At 58.0% G+C, this 18,087-nt stretch carries 14 protein-coding genes and 1 tRNA gene; 8 read left to right on the top strand and 7 right to left on the bottom strand.

The annotated features are described in order from the left end of the window. Positions 1–3: 3 nt before the first annotated feature. Positions 4–1,560 carry an ABC transporter substrate-binding protein gene (locus Q1B27_RS06890; protein ID WP_299845628.1) on the bottom strand — a complete coding sequence of 519 codons (1,557 nt, stop codon included), beginning with the start codon at positions 1,558–1,560 and terminating at the stop codon, positions 4–6. Between the two features lie 171 nt (positions 1,561–1,731). On the opposite strand from Q1B27_RS06890, the gene Q1B27_RS06885 reads away from it, so the two are divergent. Continuing rightward, positions 1,732–3,207 carry a PLP-dependent aminotransferase family protein gene (locus Q1B27_RS06885; protein WP_299845625.1) on the top strand — a complete coding sequence of 492 codons (1,476 nt, stop codon included), beginning with the start codon at positions 1,732–1,734 and terminating at the stop codon, positions 3,205–3,207. A 78-nt stretch (positions 3,208–3,285) separates the two neighbouring features. On the opposite strand, the gene ykgO is transcribed toward Q1B27_RS06885, so the two are convergent. Together ykgO and Q1B27_RS06875 are read right to left on the bottom strand one after the other, a co-directional pair. Continuing rightward, entirely contained in the window at positions 3,286–3,411 is a 126-nt protein-coding gene (gene ykgO, locus Q1B27_RS06880) for a type B 50S ribosomal protein L36 (RefSeq protein WP_005850168.1), read from the bottom strand. A 76-nt stretch (positions 3,412–3,487) separates the two neighbouring features. Further along, a tRNA-Val gene (locus Q1B27_RS06875) sits at positions 3,488–3,562 on the bottom strand. 146 nt (positions 3,563–3,708) lie between these two features. Here Q1B27_RS06875 and Q1B27_RS06870 point away from each other — a divergent pair. Then, positions 3,709–4,572, top strand: coding sequence for an N-formylglutamate amidohydrolase (locus Q1B27_RS06870; RefSeq protein WP_299845621.1), 864 nt, complete (start codon positions 3,709–3,711; stop codon positions 4,570–4,572). A gap of 7 nt (positions 4,573–4,579) precedes the next feature. On the opposite strand, the gene Q1B27_RS06865 is transcribed toward Q1B27_RS06870, so the two are convergent. After that, positions 4,580–5,833, bottom strand: a complete 1,254-nt coding sequence (locus tag Q1B27_RS06865) for a DNA polymerase IV (RefSeq protein WP_299845618.1) — start codon at positions 5,831–5,833, stop codon at positions 4,580–4,582. Positions 5,834–6,174: 341 nt separating this feature from the next. Then, positions 6,175–6,867, bottom strand: coding sequence for an orotidine-5'-phosphate decarboxylase (gene pyrF, locus Q1B27_RS06860; protein WP_299845616.1), 693 nt, complete (start codon positions 6,865–6,867; stop codon positions 6,175–6,177). A 238-nt stretch (positions 6,868–7,105) separates the two neighbouring features. On the opposite strand from pyrF, the gene Q1B27_RS06855 reads away from it, so the two are divergent. Then, positions 7,106–7,948, top strand: a complete 843-nt coding sequence (locus tag Q1B27_RS06855) for a spondin domain-containing protein (protein ID WP_299845613.1) — start codon at positions 7,106–7,108, stop codon at positions 7,946–7,948. Between the two features lie 88 nt (positions 7,949–8,036). Here the strand turns inward: Q1B27_RS06855 and Q1B27_RS06850 are convergent, their stop codons facing one another. Beyond that, positions 8,037–8,348: a hypothetical protein gene (locus tag Q1B27_RS06850; protein ID WP_299845610.1), complete on the bottom strand. Its 312-nt coding sequence runs from the start codon at positions 8,346–8,348 to the stop codon at positions 8,037–8,039. Between the two features lie 237 nt (positions 8,349–8,585). Between Q1B27_RS06850 and clpB the strand changes: the two genes are divergently transcribed. The 4 genes from clpB (at position 8,586) to Q1B27_RS06830 (ending at position 16,258) form a co-directional block, all read left to right on the top strand. Continuing rightward, a complete protein-coding gene (gene clpB, locus Q1B27_RS06845) occupies positions 8,586–11,204 on the top strand; it encodes an ATP-dependent chaperone ClpB (RefSeq protein ID WP_299845607.1) in 2,619 nt (872 codons plus the stop codon). A gap of 294 nt (positions 11,205–11,498) precedes the next feature. Beyond that, a complete protein-coding gene (locus Q1B27_RS06840; protein WP_299845604.1) occupies positions 11,499–13,583 on the top strand; it encodes a glycosyltransferase family 2 protein in 2,085 nt (694 codons plus the stop codon). Continuing rightward, positions 13,570–14,511, top strand: coding sequence for a hypothetical protein (locus Q1B27_RS06835; RefSeq protein WP_299845601.1), 942 nt, complete (start codon positions 13,570–13,572; stop codon positions 14,509–14,511). Before Q1B27_RS06840 ends, Q1B27_RS06835 begins: the two co-directional genes overlap by 14 nt. Before the next feature lie 133 nt (positions 14,512–14,644). Further along, positions 14,645–16,258, top strand: coding sequence for a hypothetical protein (locus Q1B27_RS06830; protein ID WP_299845598.1), 1,614 nt, complete (start codon positions 14,645–14,647; stop codon positions 16,256–16,258). 49 nt (positions 16,259–16,307) lie between these two features. On the opposite strand, the gene Q1B27_RS06825 is transcribed toward Q1B27_RS06830, so the two are convergent. Further along, entirely contained in the window at positions 16,308–16,787 is a 480-nt protein-coding gene (locus Q1B27_RS06825) for a fasciclin domain-containing protein (protein WP_299845595.1), read from the bottom strand. A 349-nt stretch (positions 16,788–17,136) separates the two neighbouring features. Here Q1B27_RS06825 and msrP point away from each other — a divergent pair, with 349 nt between their 5' ends. Continuing rightward, positions 17,137–18,060: a protein-methionine-sulfoxide reductase catalytic subunit MsrP gene (gene msrP / locus Q1B27_RS06820; RefSeq protein WP_299845592.1), complete on the top strand. Its 924-nt coding sequence runs from the start codon at positions 17,137–17,139 to the stop codon at positions 18,058–18,060. Positions 18,061–18,087 lie beyond the last annotated feature (27 nt).

The following is an 18,087-nucleotide window of genomic DNA, read 5'->3' as shown; positions in this document are numbered from 1 at the left end:
TCTTCAGGCGAGCCAGGTCAGCTTGGCCGCAAAGCCGTTCATCATCTGGCTGTAATGCCGGGTCCAGCCGCCCAGCTTTTCGGAATAGCCGTCGATGAAATTGTTGAACATCGGATTGATCAGTCCACCTTCCTCCCAGACGATCCGGGCCATCTGGGCATAAAGATCCTTGCGGCGGGCGGGGTCAAGCTCAGCCCGGGCTTCGAGCAGGAGGGCGTCGAATTCGGCGTTCTTGAACCTTGTATCGTTCCAGTCGGCGGTCGACAGGTAACCGGTTGACCACATCTGGTCCTGCACTGGTCGCCCGCCCCAGAAAGAGGCGCAGAAGGGCTGGTTGTTCCAGACCTCGGACCAGTAGCCATCGGCGGGCTCGCGCTTGACCTCAAGCGGGATGCCGGCGGCGTTGGCGGTTTGCTGGAAGAGCTGTGCCGCATCAATCGCGCCGGGGAAGGCGGCATCGGAGACCTGCAACACGATGGGCGATCCGTCATGGCCGGATTTCTGGTAATGCTCTGCCGCTTTTTCCAGCGAGAAGTCGCGCTGGGGCAGGCTGTCGTCAAAGAGGGGATAGGCATCGTTGATCGGGATGTCATTGCCGATCGCGCCATAGCCATTGAGGATTGTGTCGACCAGTTCCTGCCGGTTGATGGCGTATTTCAGCGCCAGCCGCAGATCCTTGTTGTCGAAGGGCGGCGTGTCAGTGTGCATGACAAAGATGTAGTGGCCCCGGCCCGGGGTGACGCCCACAGCCACATCCGGCGCGCGACCGATCAGGTCGGCCACCCGGGGCGGCACCTTGTCGATCGCATGCACCTGTCCCGATTGCAGGGCTGCGGCGCGGGCGGTGTCGTCATTGATCACGATGATTTCATGGCTGTCGAAATGGCCCACCTGATCGTTCCAATGATTGGCGAACTTTTCGAAGGTGTAGCGCACGCCGGGTTCTTCGCTGGTCAGCTTGTAAGGGCCGGTGCCAATGCCCGCGGCGGGGTTGTCCATGCCGCCATCCGGCTGAATCACAAGGTGATAATCGGTCATCAGGTAGGGCAGGTCGGCGTTGGCAGTGCCCAGGGTCATCGACACGGTATTGCCGTCTGCGGTGATCGTTTCGATGCCGCGCATGATCCCAAGCGCACCGGATTGCGAATCTTCGTTGGAATGACGCTGAAGCGTCTTGACCACATCTTCGGCGGTCAGGGTCTTGCCGTTGTGGAATTCGACCCCCTGCCGGATGGTGAAATGCCAGACCTTGCCGCCCTCCGCGGCCTCCCAGCTTTCGGCAAGGGCGGGCACAAGGCCGCCATCCGGGTCAATCTCGATCAGGTAATCCCCAAAGGCATAGAGTGCATAGGAGCTGGCACTGCCAAGGTTGATGGCAGGGTCAAGCGTGTCGGTGCTTTCGCCGCCTTTGAGACCCAGCACGAAATGACCACCCTTGTTGGGCGTGTCGGCCAGCGTAGCCTGTGGCAGCACCAGCCCGGACGCGGTGACCACAAGCCCGGCGGCCCCGCTGCGCTGCAAGAAGCCGCGGCGCGATATGTCTTTGGTTTTCTGTGACATCGAAATCTCCCTAAAGGCGGGCTGGCATTGCTGTGTCGGTGTTTAGCTGCAACCCGGTTGTTCGTTGAGAGCGATGTTAGCGGATAAAAGTGTACCGGAAACATGGCCACAATTGATAAAAATGACCAGTCCACTTATCGTGATCCGGTGACAACGAGATAAGGGTGCCAGATGGCAAGGCCCAAAGACGGTGCATTTATCGAAGGGCTGGTGATCGACCCCCAGAGCGGCATTCCGATGCATCGCCAGATATATGTGAATTTGCGCGAGATGATTTTATCGGGCAGCCTGCGCGGCGGCGCGCGCATGCCATCGTCACGGGCGTTGTCCCAGCATCTGAGCGTGTCGCGGTTCACCGTGGTCACGGCGCTGGATCAGTTGACCGCCGAAGGTTACCTGAGACCGATCGAGGGCAGCGGGACCTATGTCGAGACCATCCTCAACATCGGGGACCATTCGGGATCGCAGAGTGCGCCGCCCAAGGACACCTGGAGCGGTGACGCGATGTTGTCGAAACATGCGCGAAATCTGAGCTGGCGGGATTCGCGGGTTTCCAACAAGACCTCAAAATACCTGCATATGTCCGCCCCGGATCATCGACTGTTCCCTTTCCAAATCTGGGCGAAGCTGACCAAGGATTTGTTTTCAAAGGTGGATTCGCATGTGATGTGGTATCGCGATGGGGATGCGCCGTCTTTGCTGGAGCAGCAGATCGCCAGTCAGATTGCGGTGAGCCGGGGCATCCGATGCGATCCCGAAGAGGTCGTGACGACCCTGGGTGCGCATCATGCGGTCAATCTGCTGACGGAGCTATTGCTGGATCCCGGCGATACGGTGGCATTCGAGGAACCCGGGATGCAGGCGATCTATTCAACCTTCAGATCGCATGGCTGCAACGTTCTTCAGATGCCCGTGGATGAGAATGGTGCGAACCCATCGTCACTGCCCGGAAGGCGGATCAAGCTGGCTTTTGTGACAGCCGCCAAACAGCAACCGCTGGCCATCACGATGCCCGCCAAACGCAAGCTTGAGATGCTGAACTGGGCGTCTGAAAACAACGCCGTGATCGTCGAAGATGATCTGGGCAGCGAGTTTCGGTACGAGGGCCGCCCGATCCCGCCGCTCAAGGCCATGGACCGGAGTGACCGCGTGATTTATATCGGCGCGTTCAGCATGTCGCTGCTACAGACGCTGCGGGTCGGTTACATGATCATGCCGCGACAGCTTGCGGCGCGTTGCCGGCGGCTGATTCAGGTTCGCTATCGCGCCACGCCGCAGATTACCGAGCAAATACTGGCCCATTTCATTGCCGACGGCCATTATTCGCGCCACCTGCACAAGACCCGCCGCATCTATGCCCGGCGACAAGAGCATCTGTTGGACATTCTGCGTCGGGATTTTGCCGACCGGTTCGAGCCGCCGGCATTTTCCGCAGGGTTCTACAATATGTGCTATTTCAGGGATCAGACCGTGGATGACGATCAGATCATCGCGCGCTGCAATGACAGGAACCTGGGGGTCGAACAGCTATCTTATTACTACAGAAGCGGGGCCTCTCCGAGAAAGGGAATGCTTGTCGGGTTCGCGTCCAGTGATGAAGAGGAAATCACCAAGGGATGCGCGATCTTGCAGCGGTGTCTTGGGTGATACGGCGCATCGCCTGCAAAAGAAAAACCCCGCCGGTTCGGGCGGGGTTATCGGTCGACCACAAAACGTGGTGCTGGTTTAGCCTTGGCGGGCTTTGAACCGGCGCTGGGTCTTGTTGATCACGTAGACGCGGCCTTTGCGGCGCACGACGCGGCAATCACGGTGCCGGTTCTTCAGCGAGCGAAGCGAGTTACGAACCTTCATGGTCCTCTCCTTTATGTCGCGGCGCGGGCCAGCGCCTGGGGTTGTCGGGTGCCCCGCCGGAGCGAAGCAGTGAATATGGTGGGCGATACAAGGATCGAACTTGTGACCCCTTCGATGTCAACGAAGTGCTCTACCGCTGAGCTAATCGCCCGTTTTACCTGCGCCTCAGTTGCCCCCAATAAATAGGGGCGCGGAAATCCGCGCCGGTGAGCCGTGTCTATAAAAGGAGTCGGGACGGGGATCAAGGGCTTTTAGAATGCCAAATTAGGTCTATTATCATCGGCAGCAGGAGAAAAGATGCCCAAGGTTGCCTATCAGTTGATCCACCCCGAGCGGCGCACGACCAGTGTGGTGTTCGCGTCGCCCCATAGCGGGCGCGATTATCCGTGGAGTTTCATCCGGCGGATCAATCTGAACGAACATACGGTGCGCAGTTCCGAGGATGCGTTTGTCGATCAACTGTTTGACCGGGCACCGAAATTCGGGGCGCCGTTTCTCAAGGCTGGCGCGCCGCGTGCCTTTGTCGATCTGAACCGCAGCGCCGAGGAGCTGGATCCGGCCCTGATCGAGGGGGCGCCGCGCCTGGGACATAACCCGCGCGTGGCCTCTGGTCTGGGCGTCGTGCCGCGGGTGGTGGCCAACGGCAAGGCGATCTATTCCGGCAAGATCAGCATGGCCGAAGCCGAAGCACGGATCGAGACCTATTGGCGGCCCTATCACGAGGCTTTGCAGACCCAGCTGGATCAGGCGCATCTGATGTTCGGTCAGGCGATTCTGATTGATTGCCATTCGATGCCGCACGAGGCGATGGATTCGGTGGCCCGGTCAGGTATCCGCCGTCCTGAGATCGTGTTGGGCGATCGTTTCGGGGCCGCTGCCGATGAGGCTATCGTTGATCGGGTCGAACAAGCATTCCGGGATGCCGGATTGGTGGTGACGCGCAATACGCCCTTTGCCGGGGCCTATATCACTCAGCATTATGGCCGCCCATTGCGCGGACGTCATGCGATCCAGGTCGAGATTGACCGCGCGCTTTACATGAACGAACAGATGATCCGACCGAATTCCAATTTCGCGAGCTTCCGCGATCTGCTTGCCGGTGTGATTGCCGATATTGCCGAAATCGGTCGCCCTGCGGAGCAATCGCTGGCGGCGGAATAAGGCCTTCCTATCTGAGCGAGCGGCCCTTGACGATCGCGTCGCGGCCAAATTTTCGCCGGATACTGTCGGTCGCCTTTTCCGCCTGGCTGCGTTTGCTGGCTTCGGGGTCCAGCAGATCGCCGGATCGGTCGGCGCCGTCCTCGGGGATCAGATCGGAAATGCCGACACCAAGCAGCCGGTAGGGCGCTTTCCCGTCGACCTGATCCATCAGGTTGCGGGCGGTGCGGTAGATCGTATCGGCCATCTGGGTCGGGTCTCGCAGGGCCAGACGCCGGGTGATCAGCGAACGATCAGCACGTTTGAGCTTTAGCGTCACTACCCGGCCCGCGATTTGTTTGGCCTTGGCGCGGTCTGACACTTTTTCGGACAGCCGCCAGATATGACCGTCAAGAATATGATCATTGGCGGTGTCTTCGAAAAAGGTGGTCTCGCTTGAGATGGATTTGACCGGGGTGTTGGCCGATATCCGGCGTCGATCCTGACCCCGCGCCAAATGCCAGAGCCGGTCGCCCATCGAGCCAAAACGCGCGATCAGTTCCTCGCGGTCCCATCTGAGCAGATCAGCGAAGGTGCGGATGCCGGCCTTGTCGAGGGAGGTGCGCGTGGCCTGACCGACGCCCCAGATCAGGCTGACGGGTTTGTCGCGCAGAAAGTCACCTGTCTCTGCCTTACCGATCACGGAAAACCCGTGGGGTTTGTCGAGGTCCGAGGCAACCTTGGCGAGGAATTTGTTATGCGACAGCCCGATGGAGCCGGTGAGACCCAGTTCGGTCTTCATGCGCTGGACCAGTCGGGCCAGCATGACAGCGGGCGGGACACCGTGCAGACGTCGGGTGCCGGTGAGGTCCAGAAAGGCCTCGTCCAGAGACAGCGGTTCGATTGAGGGGGTCAGTTCGTTCATCATCTGGCGGATCGCGCGGGAGGTTTCGGCATAGAGTTCCATTCGGGGTTTAAGCACGACCGCTTCGGGGCAAAGTTTCAAGGCCTGAAACATGGGCATGGCTGAACGGACGCCACGAATGCGGGCGATATAGCAGGCGGTTGAGACGACGCCGCGCCGCCCACCGCCGATGATCAGGGGTTTCGAAGCCAGATCGGGATTGTCGCGCTTTTCGACGCTGGCATAGAACGCGTCGCAATCCATGTGGGCAATGGAAAGATCAAACAGTTCCGCATGCGATTTGATCCGGGGGCTGCGGCAGGACGGGCAGCGTGGGCCGGTGTCAAACTGTGTCAGGCAATCGCGGCAAAGGGCGGGCATCAGATGGTCCCATGCGGAGGTCTTGGCGGGTTTAGTGTAGCCAAATCAGAGGGTGGGAAACAGGGCTTTCAAATGGAGCGCCTTCGGCGCGCTTGATCTCTCGTTGTCCGGCGTCGCCGTCCGCCTCGGGAGCTGCCTTGAATGTGACGCGCCCATCGGATGTTGTCTGGCTGGGAAATGTTTGGATTGTCTTTGGCAAGTGAATTTTGGAACTGTGAAGACGGGGAAGCTTCCCTTTCGTGCAATGCGCAGGGGTTTGGGGTGAAACCCCAAGGGCTGCGCGCCCTGAGCGCATCACTCGAATGTGTGAGCGTACGCGAACTCCGTCAGGGAACAGCCGCTTAGCTGGAAAGCTCGTCCAGAATGGCGCGGGCCGCGGCGGATGGGTCGTTTGCGGCCCAGACCGGGCGGCCCACGACGATGTGATCCGCACCATCGGCGATGGCCTGCGCGGGTGTCGCCACGCGTTTCTGATCACCAAGCTCGGCACCTGTGGGGCGAACGCCTGGGGTCACGATCAGCTTGCTGGAAGCCTCTGGAAGCGCGCGGATCATTGCTGCTTCCTGCGGCGATGCGATGACACCATCGGCACCGGCATCGAAGGCGCGGGCAGCACGCTCGCGGACGATCTCGGGCACGTCCCCCGGGCGGATCAGCCCGGCATCCAGATCGTTCCGGTCAAGCGAAGTCAGGATGGTGACGGCCAGGATTTTCAATTCCTTGCCTGCGGACCCTTCCTTGGCGGCGCGCACGACGTGGGGATCGCCGTGAACGGTGAGGAAATCGAGATTGAACTGCGCCAGACCGCGTACCGCATTTTCGACCGTCGCCCCGATATCAAAAAGTTTCATATCCAGAAAGATGCGCTTGCCGTGGTCCTGCTTGAGCTCATTCGCCAGGGCCAGACCGCCACCGGTCAGCATGCCCAGACCGATTTTATAGAACGAGACGGCATCGCCCAGTTGTTCGGTCAGTTGCAGGCCCTGGAGTGCGTTGGGAACATCGAGCGCAACGATCAGGCGGTCATCGGACATGGGCGGGCCTTTCACTTTGGGGTTTGGCCCTTTTCGCGAGCGGGGCTTGTGCCGTCAAGCGGGGATGCGGGGGCGCAGGCCGCAACGCTGCCGAAGGTGATCACGAAACCTTCACGAAATGCTCAAGCATACCCACGGCAAAGTCAGCAGACGTGTTTTCCGAACTGCTTGAATACACGGCATTTTGCCCCAACCCGCCGGGCTTCTCTGGCGGTGTTTTTCAGAGAGGAACCTTCTTATGTTCAGAATAAAAGATATCGGGCGACATGCCGTTGCATCGACAGTTGCCGCGCTGTCGCTTGCGACAATGGCGCAGGCCACGACGCTGGAGATTACGATCACCAATACCGCGCAGATCGGCGGGTTTGCGATCACGCCGGTCTATTCGGCCTTCCATGACGGCAATTTCGACGCGTTTAATGCAGGCGACAACGCAAGTGCGGGCGTTCAGCGGATCGCTGAAACTGGCAGCCCCAGCCTGTTGCCGGACGAGCGGTTGGCGGTATCGCCTGATTCGGTCGCGACCGTTGTTACGGCGCCGGGTAGTGGCCCGCCCACCGTCGATCCCGGTGAGACCACCCGTGCAACCATCGACGTTGACGGTTCGGTGAACCGCTACTTCACCTTCCTGTCGATGCTGGTGCCGTCAAATGACACGTTTCTGGGCAATGACGATCCGTTGGCCTTTTCGCTGTTCGATGGCAGCGGCGGTTTCCTGGGCGAGCGTGTGATCAACGTGACGGCTGCCTATTTGTGGGATGCAGGCACCGAGATCAATGACCTGCTGGGTGGTCCGGCCTTTGTGGTCGGTCAGGATGCGGATGCGGGTGCCGACGAAAATGGTGTGATCCACGCGGCGGAATCCTTCGCAGGATTTGCCGGTGCCCAGACACCGTTGGGCACGTTGAATGGCGACCTGATCGATTTCACCGCAGATCGCAATGCGTTCTCGGTGGCGACGATCACGATCCGCGAAGTGCCGGCTGCGGTACCATTGCCGGCGTCCGGCCTGTTGGGTCTGTTTGGTGTTGCGTCGCTTGGTGGCTTGCGCCTGCTGCGGAAAAGAAAGAACGCGGCCTAAACCGCATCATGTCGGGCAGTTTCGATGCTGCTTGAATGCGAACGGCCCGTCTGAGGACGGGCCGTTTTGCTGTTGTGACGTTGAGGAATCAGGCGGCGAGTGCGCGCAGCATCCGCATCATCAGAGGCGTTTCGCGAAACCGGGGCGCCGGACGGTTCACGGTCTGAACCGGTGCGGTAGCCTTGCGCAAACGAAGGGTCGGCGTTTCATTTTGATGCGCGCGATGGGCCTTTTCAACAAGCCCGCGGGCAATCAGGCTGAACTCGGCCTGAAGCGGCGCGACGATATGCGTGGGATATTCATAGCTTTCGCCGCGATCATGAATCTTAACGATCGCCTCAAAGGCGCTGTATTCGGGATTATAGCGGATGTCCGAAAGTTGCAGTTTTTCGGTACGCATTTCTAACTTCCTTCTGCTCGAGCCTCTGATGGGCCTGTGGATAACTATGTTGATAAGTATGACAGGATGATGAAGTTCCAAGAGGATTCACGAAAATGTTTGTCGGTGTAATTTTTGCTGTCTTGCTGGCTTGAAGATAACGCAGTTGTTACCCATTTAGGTCATAAGGTTCCCGACCGGCACATGCCTATCGCAGGGTGCGCCACCGGGGTAACGCTTGCAAAAAGGAGAATGCCCATGGACTTATCGAAGTTCACGGAGCGGTCGCGCGGTTTCATTCAGGCCGCCCAGACGATCGCGATGCGGGAAAGCCACCAGAAATTGGCGCCCGAACATATACTCAAAGCCTTGATGGACGATACCGAAGGATTGGCCAGCAATCTGATCAAACGTGCGGGCGGCGCGCCCGAGCGCGTGGTCGAGGCGCTGGATGCCGCGATGCGGAAGATCCCGCAGGTCAGCGGCGATGCCGGGCAGGTCTATATGGACAGCCAGACAGGCAAGGTTCTGGATGAGGCGGAAAAGCTGGCCACCAAGGCCAAGGATAGTTTTGTGCCGGTTGAACGGATGCTGACCGCATTGGCAATTGTCAAATCTCCGGCAAAGGACGCGCTGGAGGCCGGGGCTGTCTCGGCGCAAAAGCTGAACGAGGCGATCAACGATATCCGCAAAGGCCGCAAAGCCGATACGGCAAGCGCTGAAGATACCTATGAGGCGCTTGAGAAATATGCACATGATCTGACCAAGGCGGCCGAAGAGGGTAAGATCGACCCAATCATCGGTCGGGACGATGAAATTCGCCGCGCGATGCAAGTTCTCAGCCGCCGGACCAAGAACAACCCTGTGCTGATCGGTGAGCCGGGCGTGGGTAAGACTGCGATTGCCGAGGGACTGGCGCTGCGTATCGTCAATGGCGATGTGCCTGAAAGTCTGGCAAACAAGCGTCTGCTCTCGCTCGATATGGGCGCGTTGATCGCGGGTGCGAAATATCGCGGTGAGTTCGAGGAACGGTTGAAGGCGGTTCTGAACGAGGTCATTGCTGCCGCCGGTGAGATTGTGCTGTTCATCGACGAGATGCACACGCTGGTCGGCGCGGGCAAGGGAGATGGCGCCATGGATGCGGCCAACCTGATCAAGCCTGCCTTGGCGCGGGGAGAGCTGCATTGTGTCGGTGCCACGACGCTGGATGAATACCGCAAACACGTGGAGAAAGACGCGGCGCTTGCGCGGCGGTTCCAGCCTGTATTGGTCGAGGAGCCGACGGTGGAGGATACAATCAGTATTCTGCGCGGCATCAAGGAAAAATACGAGCTGCATCACGGGGTGCGGGTGAGTGATAGCGCGTTGGTTGCGGCGGCCACGCTGTCGCATCGTTATATCACCGACCGTTTCCTGCCGGACAAGGCCATCGACCTGATGGATGAGGCCGCGAGCCGACTGCGCATGGAAGTGGACAGCAAGCCCGAAGAGCTGGATGCGTTGGACCGTGAGATCCTGCAAAAGCAGATCGAGGCAGAGGCGCTGAAGAAAGAAGATGATGCGGCGTCAAAGGACCGGTTGGAGAAACTTGAGAAAGAGCTGTCGGATTTGCAGGAACGCTCGAGCGAGATGACGGCGCAGTGGCAGTCGGAACGCGACAAGCTGGCCGGTGCCCGCGATCTCAAAGAGCAATTGGATCATGCCCGTGCCAAGCTGGAGATTGCAAAACGCGAGGGCGATTTGGCCAAGGCCGGAGAGTTGTCCTATGGCGTCATTCCTGGATTGGAGAAGCAGCTTTCGGAAGCCGAGCAGGCCGAGGAGAACGGCATGATGGTGGAAGAGGCGGTGCGGCCAGAGCAAATTGCCCAGGTGGTTGAGCGCTGGACCGGTATTCCGACTGCCAAGATGCTGGAAGGCGAACGTGAAAAGCTTCTGGGTATGGAAGAGGGTCTGCACAAGCGTGTGATCGGTCAGCACAACGCCGTCAAGGCTGTGGCCAACGCCGTGCGCCGGGCGCGTGCGGGCTTGAATGATGAAGGGCGCCCTTTGGGTTCGTTCCTGTTTCTGGGGCCGACGGGCGTGGGTAAGACCGAACTGACCAAGGCGGTGGCCGAGTTCCTGTTTGACGATGACAGTGCCATGGTGCGCATCGACATGAGCGAGTTCATGGAGAAGCACGCGGTCGCCCGTCTGATCGGGGCGCCTCCGGGCTATGTCGGGTATGATGAAGGTGGTGTGCTGACCGAGGCGGTCCGGCGTCGGCCTTATCAAGTGGTGCTGTTCGACGAGGTCGAAAAGGCACATCCGGATGTCTTCAACGTGCTGTTGCAGGTGCTGGATGACGGTGTGCTTACCGATGGTCAGGGTCGCACGGTCGATTTCAAGCAGACGCTGATCGTGCTGACATCGAACCTAGGGGCGCAGGCCTTGAGCCAGTTGCCTGAGGGCGCAGATGCCAGTGATGCCAAGCGTGATGTGATGGATGCGGTGCGGGCGCATTTCCGCCCTGAATTCCTGAACCGTCTGGATGAGACGATCATCTTTGACCGTTTGGCCCGTGCGGATATGGACGGAATCGTCGATATTCAACTGGCGCGGTTGGCCAAACGTCTGGCGGCGCGCAACATCACTCTGGAGATGGACGAGGCGGCACGCAGTTGGCTGGCCGATGAAGGCTATGATCCGGTCTTTGGTGCACGACCTTTGAAGCGTGTCATTCAGCGCGCTGTGCAGAACCCGTTGGCCGAGATGCTGCTGGCGGGCGATATACTGGACGGGGCCGTGGTGCCTGTCAGTGCCGGGTCCGAAGGGTTGATCATCGGTGACCGGGTGGGCACATCGGGGCGGCAACCGCCTGAAGATGCTGTTGTGCACTGATATTACCTTGGACACCCCGCGAGATCTTTCGTGGGGTGTTTTTCTTTTCGGCTTTTTCCTGAAGGAGTGCGCTGTCGCGCACGCATGATCTCTCGTCCTCGACCTTCGGTCTCGTGCTCGGGGCGCGCGGTGAGAGGTGTCATATCTACCGAGAGGATGTGACATCCGTGTTTCGATTAATGAAACAATAGTGGAGTTATGAGACTGTTGTTGCGTGGATTTGACCGCAATGCCTATACTGGCATCGGCAGCGCCCCACACGGCGGCCCCAAGACAAAGAACGAAGATTGAGCGATGGCAGAGCAGGCACCTGCACCCGATGACTCCCAGCTGGGCCCGAGATGGCTGAACGAGCTGCGCCCTGGCGGTGAGGGTGAAGGGTTTCTGGAGAAGAATTTACGGCACAGTCTGATGTTTGTGCGCCGCCCGGTGAGCCGGTTGTTGGTGACGTTCGATAATCTGTCGAATGTCGGCGATACTTCGGTTGAGCGGGAACCATGGGCATTCAAATACGCGCAGGATGAGCAGATTTCGCATTTGGGCATCATGGCGCATGTCAGCGACTGGTATCGCGATCCTGATCTGATCGCCCGGATGAAACAATTGGCGAAGGATGGGTTTTTCGACCGCTATGACCGGGTTGTTTTTGCGGGCGTTTCGATGGGCGGCTATGCCGCGATTGCCTATGGGTCGCTGGTGCCAGGTGCGCATGTGGTATCGGTCAACCCGCAAAGCACGCTGAACCCCGATCTGGTGCCCTGGGAAACACGGTATGAAAACGGCCAGCGGCAGGATTGGACGCTGCCCCTGGGCGATGCGGCGAAGCTGACCAAGAAGCTGGGGCGGGTGAACATTTTTTACGACCCCTATCACGAGCTGGATCAGCAGCATGTTGATCGGTTTTCGGGCGACAATATCCGGGTGTTCAATTGTTGGTTCTCGAACCACAAGACGGCTGTGTTCTTACGTAAGATAGATGCCCTGAAACCAGTGATGAACCATTGTATTTTTGATGAGCTGACGGATCTGGAATTCTATCGGCTTTATCGCGCACGGCGCTATTTGCCGTGGTACAGGGGGTCTTTGTCCGCCTATTTCCGCGAAATGGGGCGCATTGAACTGGGTGAACGGATCGATAAGGCCTTCCGTATTCGCTTGCGCAATAAGAAACGTGCTGATGCGGTGGCCGGTGAAGGGGCAGATACGCCTGAGTCAAACGCTGAACCAGTGAAGCAAGTTGAGGCCGGTTTGGCCGCGCAACCCGAATATATCAAGAACCTGAAACGGCCTGATGAGGCTGGCAAGCAGGCGCGGATCGTGCCGCCGGAAAACACCGGTGGGAAAGCCCCAGCGCGAATTGCCAGAAAAGATATGGGCAGCCGGATCATTGTCACGACGATGAAGAATGAAGGCCCGTTCATGCTGGAATGGGTGGCCTACAACCGGGCCATCGGATTCACCGACTTTCTGATCTACACCAATGATTGCGACGACAATACCGACAAGATCGCCGATCGCTTGCAGGAACTGGGCCTGGCGCAGCATCGCGAGAACAAGTTCAAGAAAGGCGGCAGCCCGCAGCGGACTGCCTTGCGGGTCAGCCAGTCCGAACCGCTTGTTCAGAATGCAGATTGGTTGATCTGTGCGGATTGCGATGAGTTTCTGAACGTGCGGGTGGGCAAGGGCCGTCTGGACGATCTTTTCGCCGCCGTGGGCGATGCCGATGCGGTGTCGGTCTGCTGGAAGCTTTTCGGCAATAGCGGTCGGATGGCCTATGAAGAAGGGTTCGTGACCGAGCAGTTCGATTGCTGCCTGGGCGAGGATGAATACCCCAATTTCCGGGCGCGGGGCATGAAAACGCTGGTGCGTCGATCCGAACGGTTGGAGAGGTTGCGCATCCATCGTCCGGCCTTTCGATTGGACAAGGGCGATGTGAAATGGGTCGATGGTGGCGGGCGTCCGATGCCCGACAGCTATCTGGAAGGCGGTTGGAAAACCCACGGTGCCTTCACGCATGACCTGGTGCGGCTGCATCACTATGCGGTGCGATCGGTCGAAAGCTTTCTGGTTAAGCGCGACCGGGGGCGGACCAATCACGTGGGCGACGATCAGGGTGAGAATTACTGGTCGACGATGAATTACAACAGCACGCGCGACACCTCGATCCATGCCAGATTGCCGTTACTCAGGGCCGAGATGGCCAGGCTGTTGAAAGATCCTGAACTGGCGCGATTGCACGAAGGTGCCTGTGATTGGCATCGCGGCAAGATCAAGGATCTGATGAAACGTGATGGTTGGGATGAGTTTCGTGACCGGATCAGCAAGATCAACGCGGCGCCGGATGTGACAGAGGCGCAGGCCGAAGATGTCTCGGCCTGAACCGCATGTCGTGATTCATGGCGGGGTTCACAAGACAGCGACCAGTTATGTTCAGTCGATCCTGCAGCGCAATGCCGGGCGCATGAGCAAGAGCGGCGTGCATTACGTGCACCACCGCGACACACGCAAAGAGTTTACCTATCCTTGTCAGCTGAACGGATATGAAAAGCTGGGGCTAAATTATCGCACCAAGTTTCCGGACGAAAAGCTGCGCAAGCAGACCCGCAAGTTCTTTAAAAAGATACGTGCAAAACGCGGCGACCGCATCATCCTGTCGGATGAAAACATGCCGGGGCATTGCGGGCAGTGTGTGAATGCAGGCGCTCTTTATCAGCGTCGTGATGTGCTGATCCCGATTTTTGCGCGAGAAATTCCCCATAAGGTGCATGAGGTGCATCTGGCGTTGCGCAACTACGCTGATTTTTTTGCGTCGGCTTATGTGGAGTTCCTGCGTTCGGCCAGTGGGGACAACATCATCTCCGAGACACAGATGAAGCAAAAATTGCTGTCGAACCTGCCTAGTTGGACGGGGTTGATCGAGGTTGTACGCGGTGCCTTTCCGGACGCAAGTTTGGTCCTGTGGCGGCATGAGGACTTTGGCGAGTTATCGCAGCGGATTATTCAGAACCTGTGCGGCCCCGATATAGATGTGGGCAAGTTGGTGGAGCCCAAACGCTCGCGCGGGCGACCTTCGGCATCACATCGGGCGGTGAAGGAGTTGCTGATCGAGATCAGCCGGATTGGCGGAGACGCGGCGTTGGAGAAACGGGTCGAGATCCAGGAACGGTTTCCGCGAGGTGACGTGTATCCGGGGTATGACCCCTGGAGCGATCATGAGCGCAACCATCTGATGCGGATATATGAGCGTGATATCGGTGCAATCGCAAAGATGGACGGAGTACGGTTTTTGCGGGCGGATGATGCGTGAGTTTGCAACACTCTTTGGCGCGCGGCGGAACAAAGGATCGATTTTCTTGCGTGGTGTCTTGGGTCCACGTAGAAGTTAACGAAAAAATGACGTGCCTTGGCGAATAAGGGCACGCAGATAAATGAGGGCGGAGATGAGCAGGGATTACGAAATCGGCATGCTGTGGGTCGAAGGCGCATTAAGCTATGTCGAGGTGCTGTGCGCGCAATCGTTTCTGGATGCCGGGCACCACGTAAAACTCTACCACTATAAGGACGTCCAGAACGTACCGGACGGGGTAGAGCTGGTACATGGTGATACGGTACTGAAAATCGACCGTTTCATTCAGCATGGGCGTACTGGCAGCTTTGCGCTTTTCTCGGACGTATTCCGTTATCACCTGCTGCAACAGAATGACCGGATGATCTGGGCTGATCTGGATGCCTATTGCGTCAAGACCTTCGAAAGCGAGACCGGGCATTTCTTTGGTTGGGAAAGCAAGCGACATATCAACGGCGGCGTTTTGGGCCTGCCGCCCGACAGCGATGCCCTGGGGCAGATGCTGGAGATGACCGAGGATGAATATGGCATTCCAGAATGGGCGTCGGCCGAGGAAACCGCGCGGCTGCAAAAGCTGAAAGATGAGGGCAAGCCCGTACATGTGGGTGAAATGGCCTGGGGCGTCTGGGGCCCGCATGCGGTGACACATTATCTGCAAAAGACCGGTGAGGCGAAATATGCCCTACCGGTTGAGGGGCTGTATCCGGTCGGGTTCCGCCAGCGGCGTCAATTGATGCAGCCCAAGTTGAAAGACCGGGTGGAGGCCGTGGTCACGCCCAATACCTATTCGATCCATTTCTACGGGCGCCGGGTCCGGGAATTCCTGTCGAAGCGCGGGGGGCTTCCGGGCGAGGGCAGCTATATGGATATGCTTTTGAAAAAACATCAAATCGACACAGACGCCGCACCGGTCATGTCGCGCGAGGAGAAGGCAGAAATGCAGGCAACCAAGGAAAAGAGCAAACCCGCAAAAGCCAAGGTGAAATCCGCGCCCGTCGCGGCCCCGGTGCCACGCGCCGTGACCGGCAAGGGTGGTGAGAACATGACCGATCTAGCCGACAGGTACGGATCGGACAAGGGATCGACCAAGCATCGGTACACCGAGCTTTATCATATGCTCTTTCACCCCTACCGGGGCCGGAAGATCAATTTCCTGGAGATGGGGTTGTTGATTGGCGGGCCCGAGCATGGGATCGACAAGGATCGTGAGACCACGGATGTGCCGTCAATCCGCATGTGGCTGGAATATTTCCCCAAGGCGCATATTCATGGGTTGGATGTCTCGGATTTCAGCTGGTTCAAGCATGATCGCTTTACTTTCCATCGCTGCGATATGGATGTGCGTACCGAGATCACGAAAGCGATTGAAGAAATCAGCCCGGCCCCCACGATTGTGGTAGATGATGCCAGCCACGCGAGCCATCACCAGCAGAATGCCTTTCTGGAGATTTTCCCACGCCTCGAATCTGGCGGGCTTTATGTCATTGAGGATTTGCGTTGGCAGCCCAAGCCATATGAAAAACCCGGCATCACCAAAACCGCCGCCTTGTTCCGCAGTTGGCTGGATCATCGAGAATTCCAGCATTCCGACCCTGCCATTGCCGCCGAGTTCAATGCGCTCCGCGGGGATATTTCTGGCTGTATCGTCGAACCGGTACGATATCAGAAGGGGCGCAAAGATCAGGTTGCGGTGATTCACAAACGGTAAACGAAAAAGGGCGCAGAAATCTGCGCCCTCAGGCCGAAACCAGTACGGCTTATTCTGGCAGAATGACCGCGTCGATAACGTGGATGACGCCGTTCGATGCTTCGATGTCAGCACTTACGACGTTAGCGCCGTTCACGGTCACACCATCGGAAGTGTTGATGGTGATATCGCCGCCCTGGGCCGTGGTGGCTGTCATGTTGTCAGACAGATCGCCCGACATCACTTTGCCCGGCACCACATGATATGTCAGGATTGCGGCAAGCTGGTCTTTGTTCTCTGGCTTCAGCAGGTCTTCGACCGTACCAGCGGGAAGTGCTGCAAATGCCTCATCAGTCGGGGCAAAGACAGTGAGGGGGCCATCGCCCTTCAGGGTATCGACCAGATCGGCGGCTTTCGCGGCGGCAACAAGGGTCTCAAAATTTCCGGCGCTCATTGCAGTGTCGACGATATCTTTCTTCATGTCTCCGGCAAAAGCGGGGCCGCTGATCAGGGCGGCGGCAGTCAGGGCGAGGTAAGTTCTACGAAACATTCAGAGTTCCTTTCACGTTGAGTGCATGATGCCTGAGTGACATCTGCGCTAACTACGGCGCTGCAATTAGTTTGGATCGCCGGGGAAAGTCGCCGATGACGTTTGACTTGATCGGCCTTGCGCCTAAGCCCGGGCGATTTTCGACTTCCAGTCACAAAGATGTTATCTCTGAAGGCTGATCCGGGCGTATTTCGCGGCGGACATGCCTTGAGCGCAGAACCGGTCGCGTAGAGATGCTATTGTTACAATAATCGAACTCATTGTGAGGGATGTTGTTTTGCCAGAAATCCCTGATGGATTTAGTGGCATAGTAAGTTGTGTGAACTAAAGCTGTGTTTTGGAGACATAGATGGCCTATCGCTGGAAGAATACCCTGAAGGAAAGTGATGTGACTTGTGAGGCTGCGTTTCTCAATCGGCGACAGTTGATGGCAGGGTTTGCCGGAAGCATTGTCGCCGGTGGCGTGGGTGGGCAAGCGCTGGCGATGGGGCCGTGGAAGGGCGAAGGCCTTGGTGAACCTAATTCCTGGGACGATATCACCAGCTACAATAACTTTTATGAGTTCGGAACTGGCAAAGGTGATCCCGTCAAATATGCGCATATGCTGACGACGGCCCCCTGGAGCGTAAAAATCGATGGGCTGGTAGATAATCCCGGTGACTATGCTTTCGAAGACATTATGTCGAAGATGACCATCGAAGAACGGATCTATCGCTTCCGCTGTGTCGAACGCTGGGCGATGATCGTGCCGTGGAATGGTTTTGAGCTGGCTGACCTGCTGGAGTTGGCAGGGGTGCAGAGCAATGCAAAATACGTCTCATTTGAAACCGCGCTGCGCCCTGATGAAATGCCCGGGGTTCGGCAACCTGTGATCGAATGGCCCTATGTCGAAGGGTTGCGGTTGGATGAGGCAATGCATCCGTTGACCTTTGTGGCGACCGGTATCTACGGCAAGGACATTCCCAATCAGAACGGTGCGCCGTTGCGGTTGGTCGTGCCTTGGAAATATGGCTACAAATCCATCAAGTCGATTGTGCGTATTACGTTGACCGAGGATGAACCGCCGACCGCGTGGAATAAATATAGCGCACGCGAATATGGCTTTTATTCTAATGTGAACCCGAACAGATCTCATCCGCGCTGGTCGCAGGAATACGAGCAGCTTCTGGGACAGGGGCTCTTTGCCGAGAAAACGCCGACACTCATGTTCAACGGCTACGAAGAAGAAGTGGCCAGCCTTTATGAAGGCATGGACCTGTTGGAACATCACTGATCGCTCTAAATTGGTTTGGTTGCTCAA

Source organism: uncultured Roseovarius sp., from assembly GCF_947489715.1.
Taxonomy (GTDB): domain Bacteria; phylum Pseudomonadota; class Alphaproteobacteria; order Rhodobacterales; family Rhodobacteraceae; genus Roseovarius.
Note: the sequence above shows the minus strand (reverse complement) of the source record. Positions and strands in the feature narration are given on the sequence as shown.